At 34.5% G+C, this 19,380-nt stretch carries 15 protein-coding genes; 13 read left to right on the plus strand and 2 right to left on the minus strand.

Translation table 11 applies throughout. From position 1 onward, the window contains the following. Positions 1-18 precede the first annotated feature (18 nt). The 4 genes from gldL (at position 19) to ACJJVP_RS08720 (ending at position 4,379) form a co-directional block, all read left to right on the plus strand. Positions 19-675, plus strand: coding sequence for a gliding motility protein GldL (gene gldL / locus ACJJVP_RS08705; RefSeq protein WP_036156763.1), 657 nt, complete (start codon positions 19-21; stop codon positions 673-675). Between the two features lie 54 nt (positions 676-729). Then, entirely contained in the window at positions 730-2,289 is a 1,560-nt protein-coding gene (gldM, locus tag ACJJVP_RS08710) for a gliding motility protein GldM (RefSeq protein ID WP_405412787.1), read from the plus strand. Positions 2,290-2,353: 64 nt separating this feature from the next. After that, a complete protein-coding gene (gene gldN / locus ACJJVP_RS08715) occupies positions 2,354-3,241 on the plus strand; it encodes a gliding motility protein GldN (protein ID WP_405412790.1) in 888 nt (295 codons plus the stop codon). Positions 3,242-3,341: 100 nt separating this feature from the next. Then, a complete protein-coding gene (locus tag ACJJVP_RS08720; RefSeq protein WP_405412792.1) occupies positions 3,342-4,379 on the plus strand; it encodes an NAD(P)/FAD-dependent oxidoreductase in 1,038 nt (345 codons plus the stop codon). Here the strand turns inward: ACJJVP_RS08720 and ACJJVP_RS08725 are convergent. Beyond that, entirely contained in the window at positions 4,376-4,777 is a 402-nt protein-coding gene (locus ACJJVP_RS08725; protein ID WP_405412794.1) for a DUF983 domain-containing protein, read from the minus strand. The genes ACJJVP_RS08720 and ACJJVP_RS08725 overlap by 4 nt on opposite strands. Before the next feature lie 137 nt (positions 4,778-4,914). Here ACJJVP_RS08725 and ACJJVP_RS08730 point away from each other — a divergent pair, with 137 nt between their 5' ends. From ACJJVP_RS08730 to ACJJVP_RS08765, 8 genes are all read left to right on the plus strand, one after another. Continuing rightward, positions 4,915-6,825, plus strand: coding sequence for an ATP-binding cassette domain-containing protein (locus tag ACJJVP_RS08730; RefSeq protein WP_405412797.1), 1,911 nt, complete (start codon positions 4,915-4,917; stop codon positions 6,823-6,825). Positions 6,826-6,985: 160 nt separating this feature from the next. Beyond that, on the plus strand, positions 6,986-7,861 hold the full coding sequence (locus ACJJVP_RS08735) for a hypothetical protein (protein ID WP_405412799.1): 876 nt from the start codon (positions 6,986-6,988) through the stop codon (positions 7,859-7,861). A gap of 212 nt (positions 7,862-8,073) precedes the next feature. Beyond that, the gene (locus ACJJVP_RS08740) at positions 8,074-8,958 is read left to right on the plus strand and encodes a hypothetical protein (RefSeq protein WP_405412801.1); all 885 of its coding nucleotides are present in this window, start codon (positions 8,074-8,076) and stop codon (positions 8,956-8,958) included. Positions 8,959-9,384: 426 nt separating this feature from the next. Continuing rightward, positions 9,385-10,515 carry an efflux RND transporter periplasmic adaptor subunit gene (locus ACJJVP_RS08745; protein ID WP_405412803.1) on the plus strand — a complete coding sequence of 377 codons (1,131 nt, stop codon included), beginning with the start codon at positions 9,385-9,387 and terminating at the stop codon, positions 10,513-10,515. Further along, positions 10,515-13,775, plus strand: coding sequence for an efflux RND transporter permease subunit (locus ACJJVP_RS08750; protein ID WP_405412805.1), 3,261 nt, complete (start codon positions 10,515-10,517; stop codon positions 13,773-13,775). The genes ACJJVP_RS08745 and ACJJVP_RS08750 overlap by 1 nt, the downstream gene beginning before the upstream one ends. Continuing rightward, complete coding sequence (locus ACJJVP_RS08755; RefSeq protein WP_405412807.1) at positions 13,775-15,139, plus strand: TolC family protein; 1,365 nt, start codon at positions 13,775-13,777, stop codon at positions 15,137-15,139. Before ACJJVP_RS08750 ends, ACJJVP_RS08755 begins: the two co-directional genes overlap by 1 nt. A 118-nt stretch (positions 15,140-15,257) precedes the next feature. Then, positions 15,258-15,926, plus strand: a complete 669-nt coding sequence (locus ACJJVP_RS08760) for a hypothetical protein (RefSeq protein ID WP_405412810.1) — start codon at positions 15,258-15,260, stop codon at positions 15,924-15,926. A 9-nt stretch (positions 15,927-15,935) separates the two neighbouring features. Continuing rightward, complete coding sequence (locus tag ACJJVP_RS08765) at positions 15,936-16,118, plus strand: CPXCG motif-containing cysteine-rich protein (protein ID WP_405412813.1); 183 nt, start codon at positions 15,936-15,938, stop codon at positions 16,116-16,118. Here ACJJVP_RS08765 and ACJJVP_RS08770 read toward each other — a convergent pair whose 3' ends face one another. Then, positions 16,119-16,796 (minus strand): head GIN domain-containing protein, encoded by a 678-nt coding sequence (locus tag ACJJVP_RS08770; RefSeq protein ID WP_405412815.1) that lies wholly within the window; start codon positions 16,794-16,796, stop codon positions 16,119-16,121. 261 nt (positions 16,797-17,057) lie between these two features. Between ACJJVP_RS08770 and ACJJVP_RS08775 the strand changes: the two genes are divergently transcribed. Beyond that, a complete protein-coding gene (locus ACJJVP_RS08775; protein WP_405412816.1) occupies positions 17,058-19,373 on the plus strand; it encodes a glycoside hydrolase family 113 in 2,316 nt (771 codons plus the stop codon). Positions 19,374-19,380 lie beyond the last annotated feature (7 nt).

Below are 19,380 nucleotides of genomic sequence, written 5' to 3' on the forward strand. Positions count from 1 at the left end.
CTTAAATTAAATTAAAACATGGCACAGTCAAAATCCACAAAAAAATTATTTAACATGGCCTACGGGCTAGGGGCATCAGTTGTAATTATTGGTGCATTATTTAAAATTCTTCACTGGGAGTTAGGTCCATTAAATGGTGGTATTCTTCTAGCGATAGGTCTTATTACAGAAGCATTAATTTTCGCGATCAGTGCATTCGAACCAGTAGATGACGATTTAGATTGGGCATTAGTATACCCAGAATTAGCTGGTGGTGAAAGCAAAGCACCTAAAAAAGCACAAGCTGCAACAGAAGTAAAAGAAGCTGAAGCATCTTTATCTAAGAAATTAGATGATTTATTGAAAGAAGCTGGTGTAGATGCAAGTCTTATGGAAAGCTTAGGTTCAAGCATTAAAAACTTTGAAGGTGCTGCCAAAGGTATCGCTCCAACAGTTGACGCAATGGAATCTACTAAGAAATATTCTAGTGAAATGGTTCAGGCTGCTTCTCAAATGGAGTCTTTGAACAGTCTTTATAAAGTACAATTAGAAAGCGCTAGCAAGCAAGCTTCAGTTAATGAAGAAGTTGTTCAAAATGCAAGTGCACTTAAAGATCAAATGGCATCTTTGTCTACAAACCTTTCTTCATTGAATGGTGTATATGGTGGTATGTTATCTGCAATGAGCAAAAACTAATTTGGATTTTTACCAACCCGAATCAATTATTAATAAAAATCTAAACTAAAATCCATGGCAGGAGGAAAACAATCACCACGTCAGAAGATGGTCAACTTAATGTATTTGATCTTCATCGCAATGTTGGCGTTAAACATGAGTAAAGAAGTATTGGCTGCATTCGGTATAATGAATGAAAAGCTAGAGACTTCGAATCAAAAGACAACAGCAAGTAACGATGCGTTCTTGGAAAGTCTTGGAACTAAAGCATCTGAAGATGCTGCAAAGTACGATAAGTTATATAAGAATGCTCAGCAGATCAAAGCAATGTCTCAAGAGTATTATGATTACTTAGAAGGACTTAAATCAGGTATGATGGAAGGGATCGAAGATCCTAAAGATTATGCTCGTATGGATATGGCTGATTATTTAGATCAGAAATTATTCCAAGGTGAAACTTTATCGGAAGACGGTAAAAAATTCATGAGTAACCTAACAGGTTATAGAGATCAAGTTGCTGCAATAGTACCAACTGCTTTAAAGCAATCTGTTATCGATCGTTTCCAAACAGGAGATGAAAACGGTAAAGTTGAAAAAAGAGACGGTACTAAACAAGATTGGATCAATTATCACTACGAAGGGTATCCTTTAGTAGCATCTTTGGCAAAATTAACTCAGTTACAAGCTGATGTTAAGATAACTGAAGAAGCAGCTTTGAAATCTATGTTAGCAGGTGAGTTAACAGAACAAGTTTCTTTAAAGAACTTCGCAACATCTCTTTCAGCTACAAAATCTGCATACTATGCAGGTGAGAAGTACGATGGTAAGATTATTATCAGTAAAACTGATAACTCTTCTACTCCGGTAAGAGCAGAGTTGACTTTAGATGGTAGAAAATTATCTGAAGGTTCTGATTACAAATTAGAAGCTGGTGGTGTTAAAATGTTGATTGGTTCTGGTTCTGCCGGTGATCATGAAGTAAAAGGTACTATCTATTTTAAGCAAGACGGTGAAGAGATTCCTGTTGAGGTTAAAAATTCATTCGCAACAATTTCTAAGCCAGGTGGTGCTTTAATAGCTGCTGATAAAATGAATGTTGTTTATAGAGGTGTTGCTAACCCAATGTCTATCTCTATACCAGGTATTGCCAATAATAAAGTAAATGCATCTGCGCCAGGTTTGAAATCTGTAGGCGGTAGCAAATATGTAATGACTCCTGGTACAGGTAGAACGGTTACTATAAAAGCTTCTGGTACATTGCCAGATGGTGAGCCTGTAGGTTCTTCATTAGAGTTTAGAATTAAAGATATTCCAAGACCAGAAGGTAGTGTAAGTAAGCAAACAGGTAGTCTTAAGCTTCCAAAAAGGAATGTTGAAATTGCTACTATCGGTGCTGGTTTAGAAGACTTCGATTTTGATTTAAACCTTGCGGTAAGCGGTTTCAAATTCAAAGTACCAGGTCAGCCAACAGTTTCTGTTAGAGGAAACAAAATGAATGCTAAGGCTAAACAAGCTTTAGGTCGTGCTAAAAGAGGAGATATCGTACAAATATTCGATATTGAAGCTTATATCACAAATAACAAGAGTTACAAGTTGAAGAAAGTGTCTCCAGTAGTTGTGGAGATTACAAACTAAATAAATAGAATGATACCGGGTAAGCCCATTGGTCTTGCCCGGTTAATTTTAAAGTGAAGCAAACATGAATTGGAAAAATGTTTTAGTAATGGGAGTGGTAACGATGTTACCTTTATCGATGATGGCCCAAGCAAACGTATTGAATGCAAAAAAACCAGATGAGGTTGGTGTTCGTACAGAAGCTCAAAAAGCTGTAGATAATGATGCTCCGTTAGAATACGGGTACGTAGATGATAGGGATATCCTTTGGTCTAAAACCTTATGGGAAACCATTGATTTAGATGAAAGAGTTAATTTCCCATTGTATTACCCAACGGATACTATGGATATCGGGCCAGATAGAAGGTCTTTATACCATGTACTGGTTAAAAATTTAAAAAGTGGAAAATTAGATACTTATACAGATTCTTATTTTACACAAAAAAGAACTTTTGGAGATTTAAAAGATGCATTGCAAATGGTTGATACCTTAGATTATGGGTATGAGCAAATGAATGCAGGTGAAACTGTTTCTGAAGAATATATTACACGTAGAACTATTTCTGCAGCTGATATTGAAGAGTATCATATTAAAGGAATCTGGTATTTTGATAAGAGACAAGGAGAGTTGAAATACCGTCTTTTAGGTATTGCTCCAGTTGCTCCAGATGTAAACTTTATGGATGATGAAAATCCAGATATGGTAGAACTTTTCTGGGTATGGTATCCAGATGCTCGTGCAATGTTACATGAGGCAAAAGTTTTCAACCAACAAAATTCTGCACAGCCTATCTCTTTTGACATGCTGTTGAATGCTAGAAGATTCGATGCCGTTATTTATAAAGAAGATAACGTACAAGGCGATAGAAAAGTAGACGACTATATTTCTGACAATGCTTTGTTCCAATTATTGGAAGCTAAACGAATTAAAGAAACAATTAGAGATAAGGAACAAGACATGTGGGCTTACTAAGAGCTTACTGAAAATCCAATTCACATAAAAAAGACCCAATCGAAAGATTGGGTCTTTTGTTTTATATCATGTTTTATGCAATTGTCATTACATTTGTGCTATGGTAGATTTTATAGTGGTAGGGTTAGGTTTGGCGGGTACTGCATTTTGCGAAAACTTGCGGAAAAACAATAAGACTTTCGTTGTTTTTAATGATCGAACGCAAACCTCTTCTCGTGTTGCTGGTGGCTTATATAATCCTGTTATTTTAAAACGATTTACCCTTTCTTGGAGGGCAGATGAGCAATTACCTTTAGCTGTAAAGTTTTATACCGAATTAGAACAATTTTTAAATGTTACGTTTGATCAAAAAATCAGTGTGCTACGCAAATTTGCGTCAATAGAAGAGCAAAATTTGTGGTTTGAAGCAGCCGATAAAGACAGGCTCAGACCGTATTTAGATATAAAATTGATAAATAATGACAATGCCGGACTCAAAATTCCTTTTCAATTCGGAAAAGTATTAGAAACAGGTAAGTTAGATACCAAGTTACTTTTCAATAGCTATGCAAACTGGTTAGAGCAAGAGAACAAATTGTATAAAGAAACGTTTGATTATGGTCAGCTTCAAGTTGAAGAAGATTTTGTGACCTACAAAGATATTAAAGCTAAAAACGTTGTTTTTACAGAGGGTTATGGTATGATGCAGAATCCTTATTTTAAATACTTGCCGATGCAAGGTTCTAAAGGAGAGTATATTATAATTAAATCAAAAGGTTTGAATGAGGCAAATATTATAAAGTCGTCAATATTTTTAATTCCACTTGGCAATGATTTATATAAAGTAGGGGCTACATATAATAGAGGTCAAAAAGACAATAGAACGACAGTAGAGGCTAAAAATGAGCTTGTTGTTAAACTAGATAGCCTTTTAACCTGTAATTATGAGATAGTTGGTCACGAAGCAGGGGTGCGACCTACGGTTAAAGATAGAAGGCCTTTGGTGGGTAGACACCCAAAATATAATAATTTGTGGTTATTGAACGGTTTTGGTTCTCATGGTATAACAATTGCGCCTTGGGCGGCAAGATCATTATATGATTATATTGAATTTAATGTATCACTATTGAAAGAAATGGATATAACTCGATTTACTTAGAATGAAGAATTCTTGAAGTTTGTTTTCGTGTTACGATCGTATTTCACGAACATATTGATCCAAATATTTCGAGATACACGCATAATTACCGGCATGAATATAACCAGTGTCGCAATAATTGCAATAAACGCTTCTAGTAAACTGGCACCCAGAAAAAGATTGGCAATAACAAATGCCGCCACGGCGAAGGCTATACCTACCCCATAACTAACATACATTGCTCCATAAAAGAAAGAAGGTTCTATTTTATATTTGAGATTGCAATTACTGCATCTCTCATGCATTTCATAGATTTTGCCCAAATGATATGGATTTTTGTCCAAATACATACTTTCTTCATGGCATCTGGGGCAACTTCCTGTTAAAATACTGTAGAGTTTGTTTCCTTTTTTTAACATTTGCAAAACTTTATACTAAGGTACGATTTTAAGACATTTTTCGTGTTAGAAATCTAAGGTTACAAAGATAAAATTAGCTTAAAAATTATCAGGTTTAAAATGACATTTTTAAGTAACCATAAGAAGAATTAAAATTTATGTTAAACGTTCACAACCTATCGGTCTCTTTTGGAGGAGAATATTTATTTGAAGAAATTTCATTTCGCCTAAATGCAGGTAATAGAGCAGGACTAGTTGGTAAAAACGGCGCTGGTAAATCAACCTTATTAAAGTTACTTAATAAGGACATGGCCTTAGATACCGGTGTTATAGCGATTGAAAAAGATATAAAGATTGGTTTTCTTAGACAGGATATCGACTTCGTAGAAGGGCGGTCAGTTTTAGAAGAGGCATATCAAGCATTTGAAGAAATTAAGGCATTAGAGCTTAAATTAGATGAAATCAACCATCAATTGGCAGAACGTACCGATTATGAGTCAGATTCGTATAGCCAGTTAATTGTTGACTTAAGTGATATAACCCAACATTATGAAATATTAGGAGGGTATAATTATCAGGGAGAAACAGAAAAAATTCTACAAGGTTTAGGCTTTAGAAGAGAAGATTTTGATAAAAAGACCGAAACTTTTTCAGGTGGTTGGCGTATGCGTATTGAGCTTGCCAAATTATTATTGCAAACTAATGACGTCTTGCTACTCGATGAACCAACCAATCATTTAGATATTGAATCTATCATTTGGTTCGAGCAATTTTTAAATAATTATACGGGTGCTGTGGTCATAGTATCTCATGATAAAATGTTCTTAGATAATGTTACCAACAGAACTATTGAAATCTCACTAGGCCGTATTTATGATTATAATAAGCCGTATACCGAATACTTGGTATTAAGAAATGAAATAAAGCAACAGCAGGTTAACGCTCAAAAGAACCAGGAAAAAGAAATTCAGCAAGCAGAGCGATTAATAGAAAAGTTTAGGGCGAAGTCGACCAAAGCATCAATGGCACAATCTTTAATTAAGAAATTAGATAAGATTGAGCGTATAGAGGTAGATGAAGATGATAATAGTGTAATGAGTCTTCGTTTTCCTATTTCTATTACACCAGGTAAAGTGGTAGTCGAAATAGAAGAGCTTTCAAAAGCTTATGGTGATAATTTGGTATTGAATAATATCAATCTACTTATTGAAAGAAATAGTAAGACAGCCTTCGTCGGTCAAAATGGTCAAGGTAAATCTACATTGGCGAAGATTATTGTAGGCGATCTTAAGCATGACGGACATTTAAAACTTGGGCATAATGTGCAAATAGGATATTTTGCTCAAAACCAGGCAGAATATCTAGATGGTAATAAGACTATTTTAGATACCATGATAGATGCTGCAAATGAAAAGAATAGAAGTAAAGTGCGAGATATTCTAGGCTCTTTTTTGTTTAGGGGAGATGAAGTAGATAAATACGTAAAAGTTTTGTCTGGTGGTGAGCGTAACCGTTTAGCACTGGCTAAAATGTTATTGCAGCCTTTTAATGTTTTGGTAATGGATGAACCAACCAACCACTTAGATATTAAATCTAAGAATGTACTAAAACAAGCGTGCTTAAATTTTGAAGGTACATTGATATTGGTTTCTCACGATAGAGATTTTTTACAGGGTTTGACCAATAAAGTATATGAGTTTAAAGATCAAAAGATTAGGGAGTATTTGGGCGATGTAGATTACTACCTAGAACAACGTAAAGTAGAAAATTTTAGGGCAATAGAGAAAAAACAAGCAGTAGTTGTCGAAAAGGCAAAACCTAAAGTTTCGAATTCTTTTCAGGATCAGAAAAAATTAAAGAGTCTCAAAAATCAATTGAGTTCAGTAGAAAGTAAAATAAGTAACCTCGAAAAAGAAATTAAAGACATAGATCATAATCTTCTGGTAGACTATGACGCTACTATAGCCAAGCCCAACTTTTTTGATGGTTATGAAGCAAAAAAGAAGAAACTAGAGACACTTATGCAGAACTGGGAAAACCTTACATTAGACATAGAATCGTTGAATTAAGAAGTATTTTCTTACATATGATAATAAGGGTTTCACAACATATTTTGATACTTTCACAACAAACAGAGGTCAGTCAACGATAAAATTTCAGTTTTTAGCGTTATTAGTTCAAATTTGTAGGATAATTCTGAGTTGATAGAATTTACCAAACCACCTTATTATGAAAAAATTATATTTTTTAAGTTTTAGTCTATTATTTCTAAGCACAGTTTGTTTAGCAGAAGTCTCTAAAAAGGAGAAGAAAGCTTTACTTGACCTTTATGAATCTACCAACGGTAATCACTGGGTAAAAAAATGGGATTTAAAAGCTCCGGTTTCTCAATGGCACGGTATTAAAGTAGAAGATGATAAAGTTGTAGAGATTAATTTATTCCACAACAATTTAATGGGATCAATTTCTTCAGAAATAGGAAATTTAGAAAATTTAAAAGTACTTAACCTTGCATTCAATTCTCTAACAGGTTCTTTACCGGCAGAAATTGTAAACCTTTCCAATTTAAGAGTGTTGAAATTAGAGATGAATAGGTTAAATGGTAATCTTCCAGAAGGCATTGGTAGTTTAATACAATTAGAGGAGCTTTCAGCTTTCAACAACTTTTTCACGGGTAAAATACCTACCTCTGTTGGTAACCTTAAAGGTTTAAAATTATTAAATCTTTCAAGCAATGAATTTTACGGAGACATACCAAGTTCGTTAGGAGAATTATCTCAATTAGAAACTTTGGGTCTATTTGAAAATAGACTTGAGGGTGCGATACCAAGAGATATGGGTAAACTAAGTAAATTGAAGGAGTTGGTTTTGGCAAATAACAGGCTTATTGGTGAAATTCCTAATGAGTTCGCAGATTTAGCAAGTTTAGAAGTTTTTCAAATACAAAATAATAATTTCAGTTCTTTTAAAGCATTAGAATTTTTAGAGACTAAAGAATATTTAGTATTTGATTATGATAAAGAAGATAGAAAATTAGAATTTAAAGACCTTAACTTCAGTAAGACCAGAATGGCAGATACGAAGTTTGAAGATATAGAAGAGTAAGAGTAGTTTACACTTTTAGTTAGTTTGGTGAAAGAAAGAGATGTTGAACAGCATCTCTTTCTTGTTTTAAGTGCTTTAATAACAGTAATGTATCATAAATTTATTTTTTAGACGTTATTATGAAAGTACTTTTTATGTCAGTACTGATTTCTAACAGTGTTGACAGGTAGATCGTAGTTGTAAATAGTCCCCCAAAAATCAATTTTTTCGATATGAAAAACCTTTTTAATTATCTTAGTTTAGTACTCTTCTTTACTTGTAGTATAATGGTAAATGCTCAAATACCAACCAATGAAAAACAGTTTTTAATTGACTTGCATAAAAGTACGGGTGGTGAAAAGTGGCAGAATAAGTGGAATTTACAAGCCGATCCTTCATCATGGTATGGTGTAGAAATAGCAGATGGTCATGTAACCGGCTTGAAGTTATACCGCAATAACTTAAAAGGAAAAATTCCGATGGGTGTAAGCAAACTATCCCATCTGAAAACTTTAAATCTTGCATTTAATATTTTAGAAGGTAATTTACCTAATGACTTCTTTCAATTAGAAGAATTGACCTCATTGCGTTTAGAGATGAATAAATTAACAGGTGCACTACCTAAAGATTATTCGCAAATGAAACACTTAGAAGAATTATCTATGTTCAATAATTTGTTTCAAGGAACAATTCCAGAAGGTATAGGTGAGATGTCTAATCTAAAAACCTTAAATCTGTCAAGTAATTACCTAGAAGGTAGTTTGCCAAAATCTATTGAGAAGTTAGGGAAATTAGAGCAGTTAGAATTGTTCGGCAATAAGTTGGCTGGTTCTATAGAGGTAGATTTAGGCCGTTTAGTGAATTTAAGGGAGTTGATTTTATCTTACAATCAATTTGAAGGCGATTTACCAAGTAGTATGGCTTCGTTAACTAATCTAGAATTTGTTCAATTACAAGGCAATGATTTTAGATCATTGAATTCTTTATTGAGAATGCCAAGTAGTAAATTAGCGGTTTTTGATAGCGATGATGAATTTTTGAATTTAAAATTTGGCACTACTGAAGCGAGTAGAACAAGAATTGTAGATACAAAATTTGAAGATACAAAGCGAAACTAAACCACGAATTTAAAATTTAAAAAAGGGATACGAGAGTATCCCTTTTTTAAATTAAGATACATTTAAAACTCAAAAATGTTCGATGATTGTTATAGCTATTATGGGGCATGATATCGGTATGGTATTTTTGCCGTTGATGAATTGATTTTCAAAATCTTCGAGTTAAAGTCAGTATAGTGTTGGGCTACTCATTTACTATTTTTTTAAAGTTTGATATAATAATAAACTGACTATTTTGATGATACAATTAAGGTTTTTTTGGCAAGGTCGTGCGCTAAATATAATTGATAATTAAACTGGTGTGGAGACAAAGTCGTTTCACAATTGAATTTAGTCGTTTCATTTAATTACCATAATCTCTAAAGGGTAATAAAAAGTATTTTTGTTCCTGTGTTTTTTAAAATACGCTTATAAATTATAAATAAAATGCGAAAAATTATTTTTACCGTACTAGGTATATTACTAATTGCTGTATCCTTTGTTCTTGCAGGGTATATTATTGATAGTAAGAAAACTTTTAAACCGAAATCTGTAAAAGTTGTTAAAACAGTTTTTACCGAGATAGTACAAAATGGTACAGTGCCAATTGTTGTTTCGGCTAATGGAAATTTAACTGCTAAGCAACGAGTTGAATTATATGCCGAAGTGCAGGGTCTTTTTAAAAAAGGTAGCAAGTTGTTTAAAGAAGGACAAGCTTTTCGTCAAGGAGAAACAATTATAAGTATAGATGCAGATGAATATGCGGCAAGCGTCCAATCTGCGAAAAGTAATCTGTTTAACCAATTAACTTCGGTAATGCCAGATTTGAGATTAGATTATCCAGATATATACGCGAAGTGGCAAAGTTACCTTTCTAATTTTGATATGTCGAAAACCACTCCACCGCTTCCAGAAATGGCAACAGAGAAAGAAAAGTTTTTTATATCTGGTAGAGGTATATTGACCAGCTACTATAATGTTAAGAATTTAGAACAAAGACTTTCTAAGTATCGTATATCGGCACCTTTCTCAGGGGTGCTTACAGAAACTTTGGTTACTGAAGGCACTTTAGTAAGGTCTGGGCAAAAACTTGGTGAATTTATAAATACAGAAGTGTATGAGTTAGAAGTTGCTATTAGTAAAAGATATACGGATCTTTTAAAAGTAGGTGAGTCTGTAGAGTTGACCAATTTAGATGATAATAGCAAGTATAAGGGTAAGGTAACCAGGATCAATGGTAGTATCGATCAAGCGACCCAAACGGTAAATGCTTATATAGAGGTACAAGGCGATAATTTAAGAGAAGGTATGTACTTAGAGGCAGATTTAGATGCTAAAAAGGAAGAAAACGCTATTGAAGTAGATAGAGGTTTATTATTAGAGGGTAATAAGATATTTGTCGTAAGAGATTCGATATTGGATATCATTGATGTAGATCCTGTATATTTTTCTGATAAGCGTGTAGTACTAAAGAATGTGCCAAATGGCTTAACTATAGTTTCAAAGCCCATAAGTGGAGCTTATTCAGGTATGGCCGTTAAAATTTATGCTGAACAACCAGAAAACACAGAAGAATAATGCGTAAACTGATAGAATATTTTATTCGGTATCATGTTGCCGTTAATGTCGTAGTAATATCTTTTGGCTTATTTGGTATTGTAGGGGCTAAAGCATTAAAATCTTCTTATTTTCCGTTAACGGATTCTAAGAATATTGCCATAACAATAACTTATCCTGGTGCTTCGCCACAAGAGGTAGAAGAAGGTATTGTACTAAAGATAGAAGATAACCTAAAAGGACTAGAAGGTGTAGATCGAGTAACGTCAACTTCTCGAGAAAATAGTGGTACTATTAATGTAGAAATCGAAAAGGGTGAGAATATCGATTTCATGCTCTTAGAGGTAAAAAATGCGGTAGATAGAGTACCTACTTTTCCTACCGGTATGGAACCTTTGATTGTTTCTATTCTGGAAACCGTTCGTCAAACCATATCATTTGCCATAAGTGGGGAGAACATACCGCTAGCAACCTTAAAAAGTGTTGGTAGAGAGATAGAGAATGATCTAAGAGCAATGGAAGGTATTTCTCAAATTGAGATTTCGGGTTTCCCAGATGAAGAAATTGAAATAGCGGTTAATGAGAACGATCTTTTGGCATATGGCTTATCCTTTTCAGAAGTAGCCAGTGCAGTAGGTAATGCAAATATTCTTGTAACCGGTGGTAATATTAAGACAGACGCAGAAGAATATTTAATACGTGCAAATAATCGTTCATATTATGGTAGCGAACTTGGTAATCTTGTAGTTCGTGCAGACCAATCTGGTAACGTAATTCGTTTAAAGGACGTAGCAATTGTTAGGGATCGATTTGCAGAAACACCAAACGCAACTTATTTCAATGGCAATTTATCTGTAAGCACTACTATTACGAGTACCAATAATGAAGATTTAATAGCGGCTGCAGATAAGGTAAATGAATTTATTGGAGAGTTCAATGAAAAATATAACAACATTAAATTAGATGTTGTATCCGATCAGTCTATTACTCTTAATCAAAGAACACAATTATTGACTGAAAATGCCATTATGGGTATGGTATTGGTGTTGATTTTCTTATCACTGTTCTTGAATACAAGACTGGCATTTTGGGTTGCCTTTGGTCTACCTGTAGCATTTTTAGGAATGTTCGTTTTTGCCGGGTTCTTTGATGTTACTATCAATGTACTATCATTGTTCGGTATGATTATCGTTATTGGCATTTTAGTAGATGATGGTATTGTAATTGCCGAGAATATCTACCAGCACTACGAAAAAGGTAAATCGCCGGTACAAGCAGCCGTAGATGGTACTATGGAGGTATTGCCTCCTATTATATCTGCTATTATAACTACGATATTGGCATTTTCTATATTCCTATTTTTAGATAGTAGAATTGGAGAGTTCTTTGGCGAGGTTTCGGTTATTGTAATTTTAACATTGGTAGTGTCCTTAGTAGAGGCATTGGTTATATTGCCTGCTCACTTGGCACATTCCAAAGCCTTACAGCCCATAGATAATAAACCTAAAAGCGGATTCGCAAATGCATTTGCGAAGCTCAGGGTTATCAATGAGTTTGGAGATAGGTTAATGGTTTGGATGCGTGATTACCTGTATACACCGGTATTGCGTTTTTCAATGAAATACAAAATATTTGTATTCTCTGTAATTGCGGCTAGTTTTATTTTGACTTTAGGCTCTGTTGGTGGCGGTATTATAAGAACTGCATTCTTTCCAAGAGTTGCGAGTGATCGTGTTGGTGTTGAGTTAGAGATGCCTAACGGTACCAATGAAAAAATAACCGATTCTATTATTTCCTTAATTGAGGAAAAAGCTAGGATTGTTAATCAAGAGTTGACTGAGAAATATTTACCTGGAGAAGATATAGAGGTTTTTGAAAATCTGATTAAAAAGTTAGGTCCTGGTTCATCATCAGCAGTATTGACCATTAATCTTTTGCCAGGTGAAGAGCGACCAAATGAAATTTCTGCAGATTTGGTGACAAGAAGGTTAGAAGAACTTGTTGGTCCGGTTTTGGGCGTTGAAAGTTTAATTTATGGTTCTGGTGGTAACTTCGGTGGTTCGCCGGTTTCGGTATCACTATTGGGTAATAATATAGAACAGCTAAAAGCAGCCAAAGTTGAGCTGAAAAGTATACTTACAAAAAACACCAGGCTGAAAGATATATCTGATAATGATCCTGCCGGTATTAAGGAGATTCGCTTAACATTAAAAGAGAATGCATATCTATTAGGTTTAGATCTTCAAGCATTAATGGATCAAGTTAGAGCAGGTTTCTTTGGTGTACAGGCACAACGTTTTCAGAGGTCACAAGATGAGATTAGGGTTTGGGTTCGGTATGATAGAGAAGAGCGATCTTCCATATCCAATTTAGATGATATGCGTATTGTTACACCAGCAGGCGACCGTGTTCCATTAAGTGAGGTTGCCGACTATATCATTGAACGTGGAGATGTAGCTATAAATCGTTTAGAAGGTAGACGAGAGATTCAAGTATCTGCCGATATGAAAGATGTTAAGGATAGTCCCACAGAAATCATGACTGAGATTCAAAATGTGCACATGCCAGAAATACAATCAAAGTATCCAACGGTTAGTGCATCGTATGAAGGTCAGAATAGGGAGCTTGAGAAACTAACGGGTTCATTGAAATTAGTAGGTTTTACAGTGATACTTTTAATATATATCACTATTGCTTTTACGTTTAGAAGTTTCAGTCAGCCATTAATGTTATTGCTTTTGGTACCATTTAGTTTTACTGCGGTCGCATGGGGGCATTGGATTCATGATTTCCCTATAAACGTACTTTCTATCTTAGGTATTATTGCATTGATAGGTATTATGGTTAACGATGGGCTAGTGCTTATAGGTAAGTTCAATTCTAACTTAAGAGAGGGTATGACTTTTGATAATGCTATTTTTGAAGCAGGTAAATCTAGGTTTAGAGCTATATTTTTAACCTCGATAACGACTATTGCTGGTTTGGCTCCTTTGTTATTAGAAACTAGTAGACAGGCGCAGTTTTTAATACCTATGGCTATTTCAATTGCGTATGGTATCGCTATAGCAACAGTACTTACGTTGATTATGTTGCCGTTATTTTTATCTTTTAGTAATAATCTAAAAGCACAGAATAGATCGTTTGCGTCTGGTCATAAGATTACAAAAGAAGAAGTAGAAAGAGCTATTAAAGAAAAGAAAGAAGCAGCCCATTTAGAAGGTCATACACAACCGGCTATTGAAGATGGTTCACATTCACATAAGAATATAGATAAGTTGTAATGAGTAGATTAAAATTAATTACATTATTAGTATTTCTCCCTGTTTGTGTAATTTTTGCACAAGAGAAAACCCTTTCTAAAGAAGAAGCTATTGTACGCGCTTTAGAAAATAATTTCGGAATAGAGATTGCTAAAAATGAGGTAGATATAGCTGATAATAATGCTAGTATATTAAATTCAGGATATTTACCTACATTAACTGGTACGGCTGGTGCTACATATAATAACAATGATACCACTACCGAATTTCCTGGGCAATTTAATGAGGATGGTAGCGTAAGGAGTAATATTGAGTTGAGTGATGCAGAAAGTCAACAGTACAGCGCAAGCTTAAGTCTAAACTATACTTTGTTCGATGGTCTAGGTAGGTTTTATAACTACCAGAGATTAAAAGAACAGTACAATTTAAGCACTTTGCAAGCGCGTGAGACTATCGAAAACACTATGATCCAAATGTTTAGTGTATATTTTGAAATTGCTCGTTTAACCGAAAATAGAAATGTGCAAAAGCAAGCTTTGGAGATTTCGACAGATAGAATACAACGGTCGGAATACTCATTTGAATATGGTCAAAATACCAAGCTAGATATTTTGAATGCACAAGTTGATATGACAAATGACAGCATTAATCTATTGAATACAGAACAACAATTGGCCAACGCGAAACGTGATTTAAATGTGGTGTTGAACCAAGATTTAAGTTATCAATACCAAGTTGATACTACAATTGTTTTTTTGCCGAAGTTTCAGATTGTAGAATATATGGATCAGGCAATGAAAAACAATGTTGCAATGCTTCAGACAGAGTCGAACTTAAGCATTAATGATTATGATATTAAAGTAAGTAAGTCAGGTTATCTACCGACTTTAGACCTAACTGGTTCTTATGGTTGGAACAGAAACCAAAATGCACCTTCCGCTTTTTTGACCGGTGCTGTTTTTCCTGGAACAAATTCGATAGCGAATAGTATATCATTAGGGGCAAGCCTTACTTGGAATCTTTTTGATGGTGGTAGTACAACAGTAGGTGTAAAGAATGCAAAAATCACCTATGCGAATCAAGACATATTGCGTAAGCAAGTAGAGATAGAGGTAAGTAGAGATATGCAAAATGCGATGGCATTGTACGAGAATTTATTGAAAATTTATCATATTCAAGAGCAGAACGTATACACCAATCAAAACAATTTTGAACGTTCTCAAGAACAATTTCAGTTAGGTAGTATTACCTCTATTGAATTTAGACAGGCACAAATCAATTTGTTGAATGCCCAGACCAATAAGAATTTGGCTAAGTACGACGCAAAATTAGCAGAGCTTCAATTACTGCAGCTTACAGGTCAGTTATTGAATATAGAATTATAGGTAGTAGGTCTATTAGTGATAAGCCCACGGGGTATTCATAAGATGTCAACTTTAAAATATTAAGATATGCGTTAGTGCATTAGGTCTTGATAATGGATTAAATTAATTAGGGAATAACATGTATAGCGATAAAACAAATAGCGAACTTATAGAGATATTGGATCAACATTCATTACTCACCTTTGAAGCGCAATTAAGTTTGCAAGAAGAGCTGCAGAAACGTGCTGTTGTTGTAGATCTAAGTGGTTTAGAAACTACTATAGCCAATAGGTTAACTCAAATTAATAATTTAGAATATTTAAAGGATTTTGGCTTTCAGGCAAATAGAACGGTAGATGGTTTAACGGTAACAAGAACTAAAAAAGCTTTACTTACCGATGTATTAGCGATTATGGTTGGTCTGTTCGTATTTTTATTGGGTATTTATGGTTGTATAAACCTGGTGTTTGCTTTTATAAATGGAGAGGAATTAGACGTATTTACCTTGGCATATAAATTTGCCATGGCAGGTCTGGTTTTTATTGGTATAAGTTTTTTCAGCGGATTACAAAGGTTGTTTGATTTTTACGGATTTGAATTGAATAAGTCTAACGGTTCAGTATCCTTAAAAAAACGATTTGATGTAAAGTTAGAGGAACTTAGAATAAATCCTGCCGAAATTCATCTTGATGCAGAAGAAGATATACTTTCATTGAAATTGGGTCATCAGACCATATTTACTTCCAATTCGGGTAATTTAATACAGACGCTTACACTAAAGGAACTGGCAAAAGAATTGAAAGCATAATTTAATACTATGTTCGAACATTATTTTCAATGTCCGTATTGTTGGGAAGAAGTTTCGATGCTTTTAGATCCCTCTATTGTAAATCAAACCTATGTAGAAGATTGTGAAGTATGTTGTAACCCTATCGAGGTTGCTCCACATTTTCAAGATAATGAACTTGTAGGTTTTAATGTTCAAAGTATAGAACAGTAGTTACTCTGGTATTACTATTTTACCTCCAAAGGTATCGTCTTTGTCAATAGAATTTGGTTTGCCGTATACGGTAATTGTACCACCTGCCTTTACTTTGGCAATGACTTCTTCCCTGGCATAAACATCGGCAGAACCACCGGACAAAACAATAACAGTAGTATTTTTTGTTTTCAGTCCTTTATTAAAGAGTCTACCGCCTGTATTTATGGTTGCTTCTTGGTTGCCACTTGTGCCAGAGAGTTTAATTTCGCTGCCACTAATACTTTTTGCCTTAACATTATTATAAGCAATATTCAGGGTAATAGTACTGGCATCTTGTGCTTCAATAGATAATAAAGTTCCGATTACCAATCCTGATGATATGATTCTAGAATTTTTATTAGCATCAATTACTGCTAGGGCTTCGGTATAATACAGTTTTATGCTCAATATACTATTTAGAACAGAATCGCCAGAACACATTTTCAATCGTAACCGACCATCGTTCTCGGTAATGCTTAAATCCTTTTTATTTTCTAAAGCGATTTCAATTTTATTCTCTTCACCTTTTACTAGGGTAACACTGATTCTGTCATATACCCTTAGTTCAGTAAATTCTTGTAATGGTATTGTAGCGGTGTTTTGGGCAAAACAGCTTAGGGTAAAAATAAGAAAGGAAAATGTTAGTAATGATTTCATGTAGCGTTGGCTATTTGGTAGTGCAAAGTTAAGGTACAAAAGGGTTCGTACCACAACGGCTATTGTTTCAAAACCTTTTTCATTTAAAATGTCGGTTCGAGTGTTTTTGTAAAGAAGCCTAGCGAATTTTCAGAAATGTATAAAGAACAGGTTTGGAACACGCAATTGCACGAACCCTTTTAAAAAGTTAAATAAAGCCTTAAACAAACGTAGGTTTTGCACTTTTGTTATCTTAACAATAGTTCGCTTATAGTTGTATTTATGAAAAAGAAATATCTTTTAGTTGCTTTGTTTGTTATTGTCGGTATCGTTGGTTTTGCTGCTGTAGAATATTTTCCTTCCCCAGATAATGATTTAGTGCCAGAAGCTAAAGATTCTATCGCTTCACGCAGAGATTTACGTAGAAGTTTCTTCAATAAGAGAGAGATTTTAGTGGTATACGGTGCAAAAGATGTTGCATTGGCTCAGCGGTATAAAGAAATTTTAAATGAATTATCATTAATGGACGTGACTAGGTCTAGGCGTAGTGCTAAGGTTAGTTTTATGCATGTGGATGAGGTCACAGATAAATTATTGAACGGTTCGATAGTATTTTTAGTAGGCGCCATTGATGAAAATCCCTTGATTAGTGAATATATGGCCGAAACTCCTTTTCGGGTATCGCCAACAGAAATTGTAATAGGGCAGAAAGAAGTACCTAATAATAAATCTGTACTTGGGGTTTGTTTTTATCCAAATCCTACTGATCCAAAAGTGCCTTTTAGTTTTTTAACAGGTACAGATGCAAATGAGGTTTTTAATGTTTTTGCCGATAAAGTTGCCGAGTATGGTCTTTCTTTTTATCGTCAGAATTTAGAATATGAAGTGTACCAGAATAATGAAAGATTGGTTATGGGCGATTTTAATATCAACTGGGGCATAGAAGGGTCTACTTTTTTCAATTTTGCCAAAGGTACAAGGGTATTGTTAGATACCGATGAGTTCAGATTTATAGACCATCAAAAAGCTTTGGATACTTCAGAGATAAAGACGAAACAGGCACAGGTTATAGCGACTAAGGCAAAAATCATCGATTTCGTTAAGAACAAGAATGTACCTAAAATTACTTATAATTTTTATTCTAGTACAGAAGAAAAAGGTTTGATGACGGGTAATACGGATCACTCTACATTTTATCCTGCGACCAATTCAGTTCATACCATTGTAAATAAAATTTACGCCAATAACCATATTGGCAGGGATAATGCTTTACTGTTGCATAATCTTATTGGTGCCAGTAATAAAACAATATTCACTTTGGGTCTACCTATTTATTTTACTAAAACTTGGCAAATAAAAGGGTATAAATACTGGTCTGCCAGATTGCTAGAATCTGAAAATACGTTTACGGTATCAGAATTATTGGATGATGATTTTCTAGAAATGGAATCATCACTTATAAGAGATTGTATGGCAGGGGCTTTTGCAGATTTTCTAATAAACACTTTGGGAAAAGATACATATTTGCAACATTATAAAAATGTATCACTGTCTGAAAGGGAAATAGAGAATTTAGAGGTGAGGTGGCAGAGTTATTTAAGAGGATTAACAAAAACACATCCTAAGAAAAAAACAGAAAAGAAAAAATTACCTTACTTAAAAGGCTTCAATTTTGCGCACGAAGGGTATAGCATTTATAACGGTTACGGTTCACAAAAGGCAACAGAATCTTTGTTGAAACAAAAGAATATGGGTAGTAATGCGATGGCTATAGTACCGTATACGGGCATCAATGATATAAATACACCTACACCATTACATTTTAGTGATAATGCGGGTAGTGAGAATGATGACGCCGTTGTTCATGCTGTTTCTATGGCGAGCAATATGGGTATGTATACGTTACTTAAACCGCAAATTTACGTAGGTGGTAGTTGGCCTGGCGGCATAGATATGCCTACGGAAGAACAATGGAATAAATTTCATGATTATTACTATCGTTGGATTCGCCACTACGCATTTTTAGCTGAAATTCATGAGATGGATGCCTTATGTATAGGTGTGGAGTTCGCTACCGCAACCTTGGCACAGCCCGAAGCTTGGCGTAGTATGATTAAAAAAACACGCGCTTTATACTCTGGTCAATTAACTTATGCGGCCAATTGGGGCGAGGAATTTGAGAATATAGAGTTTTGGGACGATTTAGATTTTGTGGGGTTGAATTCGTATTATCCATTAAGTAAAAAAGATAATCCGACCGATGAAGAGCTGCGTTTACAATTTGATACCATAAAGACTAAAATTAAAAAGGTGTATGACCGCTTTAAAAAACCTATCGTTTTTACTGAAATTGGGTTTAGAAGTGTAGACACTCCATGGAAGAATCCGCATGCAGAGGCAGATGATTCCATTAATGAAGAGTCGCAACGCAGAGGCTACGAGATTATCTTTGAAGGAATACAAGATGAACCTTGGTGTCAAGGTATTCTATGGTGGAAATTTCCTAGCTATATAGAATACCGTGGAGAACACAATAATGCGTTTACCCCTAACAATAAATTAGCCGAAGAAACGGTTAGAGATTGGTTTACAAAGTAGTCTATAT

Source organism: Maribacter sp. Asnod1-A12, assembly GCF_045063735.1.
GTDB lineage: Bacteria > Bacteroidota > Bacteroidia > Flavobacteriales > Flavobacteriaceae > Maribacter.